Origin of the sequence: Tabrizicola sp. (assembly GCF_051645465.1) — a bacterium.
Classification (GTDB): Bacteria; Pseudomonadota; Alphaproteobacteria; order Rhodobacterales; family Rhodobacteraceae; genus Tabrizicola.
Genome location: NZ_JBOFBI010000126.1, coordinates 1 through 2,638, shown reverse-complemented (window position 1 = coordinate 2,638; position 2,638 = coordinate 1). Strand labels below are relative to the sequence as shown.

General features: G+C 63.2%; 5 protein-coding genes. 4 read left to right on the top strand and 1 reads right to left on the bottom strand.

The features are described 5' to 3' along the window. Positions 1–241, top strand: a 241-nt coding sequence (locus ACRCSW_RS07955) for a nucleoside deaminase (RefSeq protein WP_438704036.1), incomplete at its 5' end; no start/stop codon positions are given. 119 nt (positions 242–360) lie between these two features. Here ACRCSW_RS07955 and ACRCSW_RS07950 read toward each other — a convergent pair. Continuing rightward, positions 361–1,056 carry a metal-dependent hydrolase gene (locus tag ACRCSW_RS07950; RefSeq protein WP_438704035.1) on the bottom strand — a complete coding sequence of 232 codons (696 nt, stop codon included), beginning with the start codon at positions 1,054–1,056 and terminating at the stop codon, positions 361–363. Positions 1,057–1,528: 472 nt separating this feature from the next. On the opposite strand from ACRCSW_RS07950, the gene ACRCSW_RS07945 reads away from it, so the two are divergent. The 3 genes from ACRCSW_RS07945 to ACRCSW_RS07935 all read left to right on the top strand — a co-directional run. Continuing rightward, positions 1,529–1,771: a hypothetical protein gene (locus tag ACRCSW_RS07945; protein WP_438704034.1), complete on the top strand. Its 243-nt coding sequence runs from the start codon at positions 1,529–1,531 to the stop codon at positions 1,769–1,771. Positions 1,772–1,876: 105 nt separating this feature from the next. Beyond that, positions 1,877–2,164: an Asp-tRNA(Asn)/Glu-tRNA(Gln) amidotransferase subunit GatC gene (gene gatC, locus ACRCSW_RS07940; protein WP_438704032.1), complete on the top strand. Its 288-nt coding sequence runs from the start codon at positions 1,877–1,879 to the stop codon at positions 2,162–2,164. Continuing rightward, the coding region (locus tag ACRCSW_RS07935) for an amidase (RefSeq protein WP_438704030.1) at positions 2,161–2,638 on the top strand (478 nt) is incomplete at its 3' end. The genes gatC and ACRCSW_RS07935, both read left to right, overlap by 4 nt.

Here is a 2,638-nt window from a genome sequence, read left to right as displayed (position 1 = left end):
TGATCTTTATGTGACGCTGGAGCCTTGCCCGATGTGTGCGGCTGCGATCTCGGTGGCGAGGGTGGCGCGGCTTTACTATGGGGCGGCGGACCCGAAATCGGGGGGCGTGGCGGTCGGGGCCAGGGTCTTCAGCCACCCGCAATGCCATCATGTGCCGGAGGTTTATGATGGCATTGCGGGGGCGGAGGCGGAGGCTTTGTTGAAGGAGTTTTTCCGGGAAAAGCGGGGGGAGGGGGCCTGATAACAAGGTTGTTAAGTTGGGTAATATATTGATTATAAATGATAATGTGAATTTTGTTAAGGATTTGGCAAGGTTTGCGGGATGGGCGAGTCGGGGCAGGCCCCGACCTACCTGTCGGATCAGAACCGGATCGGCACCAGGACCTCGGGTTCCACCAGTTCCACGCCCGGCCTGAGGCCCGCGCGCAAGGGGGCGGCGTCCTGGGCGAGGAACGGGAAGGTCTTGTAGTGGCAGGGGATCACGGTGCGGAAGTTGAAATACTTGCGCGCGGCAAAGGCGGCGCGGTCCATGTCCATCGTGTAGTGGCCCCCGGCGGAGAGGATGCCGATCGTCGGCTGGTGGTATTCGGCCATCCAGGCCATGTCGGCCATGATGTCGGTGTCGCCCGAGACATAGATCACGTGACCCTCGCCCGCGATCATGAAACCGGCAGCGCAGCCTGCGGGCAGGAGCGTGCCCTGAAAATCGACCGACGCCGAGTGCGACGCGTTGACCATCGTCACCTTGGCCCCGCCAAGCGTCACGGTGCCGCCCTTGCCGAAACCGATGGTTTCCACCCCTCCGCCTGCGTTGAGCCATTCCGAGACCTCGTGGACGCAGACCACCGGGACGCCTTTTTCCGCACCGATCGCGGCGGCGTCGCTGGCGTGGTCGCCGTGGGCATGGGTCAGAAGCACATGCGTCGCCCCGGCCAGCGCCTCGTCCCGCCGATCGGCCGGAAACATCGGGTTGCCGGTGAGCCAGGGGTCGATCAGGAGGACGGCTGCTTCAATCTCGATCCGAAAGCCGGAATGGCCAAGCCAGGTGATATTCATTCGAAAATCTCCATCCTGTCAGTCGCCGGAAACGTAGTATCTCGCCGCGGCGCGGCAAGGGGATTCACCTGCATTGACAAGGGCTGAGCGGGAATCCGTCACCTTTGTTGCTGCAATGCGGCAAAAGTTGCCGCTACGGAACTTTCGGGTTTCTTTCGGCGATGACTTCGTGTATCGAAAGCGAGCTTGTAACCACTTGAAAAGGGAGGCGCCGAATGTTCAGTACCATCGTCCTACCCAACCACCGCCGAGCTTACGGCATGGGAGTGGCAGCAGCAGCTTGGGCACTTACCAAGCAATGACGCTGGCCTAAAACCGTCGTCCTGGCGCGATCCTTCCGGATCGGGCTTTCCCTGACCTTCAGCGCAACTGGTTCATTAGCGGCAGGCCATCGGTCTGCACTTAGTGGTCCGATCCATTGACCCCCATCGAAGGGACCGGTTGCCTGAAGCGGCGCCGGTCTGGTGCATCCATGAACGCGACATTGAATGACGACAGATCCCCTTTGAACCACGCCGTCGAGCGGCTGGTTTCCGAGCATGGTTTTCGTGCCGTGATGGCCGCCCTGATGGTGCGGCTGGTGCGGCCCGTGCCTGCGACCCGTGCGCCGGACATCGGGCAGTTGACCGATCACCTGCGCCGCGACATCGGCTTGCCCCCGTCCGAGCTGAAGCGCCCGGTGCCGCCGATCATCCTGCTCACGCTGATCCGCTGATGGCCGGGTGACTTGCCCCGCCCCCTTCTGCAAGGGGGCGGGGCTGCTCCGGCTTGCAGGGCCGTGCCGCGCCCGCTAAACGGAGCCGAGACAAAGGGGGCCGCCATGTCCATTGATATCGACACCGCGCGCAAGGTGGCAAAACTTGCCCGCATCCGGGTGGAGGAAGCCGATCTGCCAGCGCTTGCTGGGCAGTTGTCCGGCATTCTGGGCTTCATGGAGCAGCTGAACGAAGTGGATGTGACGGGGGTGGAGCCGATGACCTCGGTCACGCCGATGCGGCTGAAGCGGCGGACGGATGTGGTGACGGATGGTGACCGGCAGGCCGCTGTGTTGAAGAACGCGCCAGATGCGCGCGAGGGGTTCTTTGCGGTGCCGAAGGTGGTGGAATGAGCGCCAACAGCTGGACCATCGCGGCGGCGCGGGATGCGCTGCGGAAGGGCGAGATCACGGCGGTCGATCTGACGATGTCCTGTCTGACCGCGATGGATGCGGGCGACGGGCTGAACGCTTTTGTCTGGAAGACGCCGGAGATTGCGCTGGATCAGGCGCGGGCGGCGGATGCGCGGCTGGCCTCGGGCGACGCGCCTGCGATGTGCGGGATTCCGTTGGGGATCAAGGACTTGTTCTGCACCAAGGGCGTGCCGAGCCAGGCCGGGTCGAACATCCTGAAGGGGTTCAAGCCGGAGTATGAGTCGACCGTGACCGCGAAGCTCTTCGGGGCGGGTGCGGTGATGCTGGGCAAGCTGAACATGGACGAGTTTGCCATGGGGTCGAGTAACGAGACCTCGTGTTATGGCAATGCGGTGAACCCCTGGAAGGTGGACAATCGCAATCTGACGCCGGGTGGGTCTTCGGGCGGTTCGG

Coding starts and splice junctions, on each gene's coding strand:
- ACRCSW_RS07950 (WP_438704035.1), bottom strand. CDS start 1,056: ATGAATATCACCTGGCTTGGCCATTCCGGCTTTCGGATCGAGATTGAA.
- ACRCSW_RS07945 (WP_438704034.1), top strand. CDS start 1,529: ATGAACGCGACATTGAATGACGACAGATCCCCTTTGAACCACGCCGTC.
- gatC (WP_438704032.1), top strand. CDS start 1,877: ATGTCCATTGATATCGACACCGCGCGCAAGGTGGCAAAACTTGCCCGC.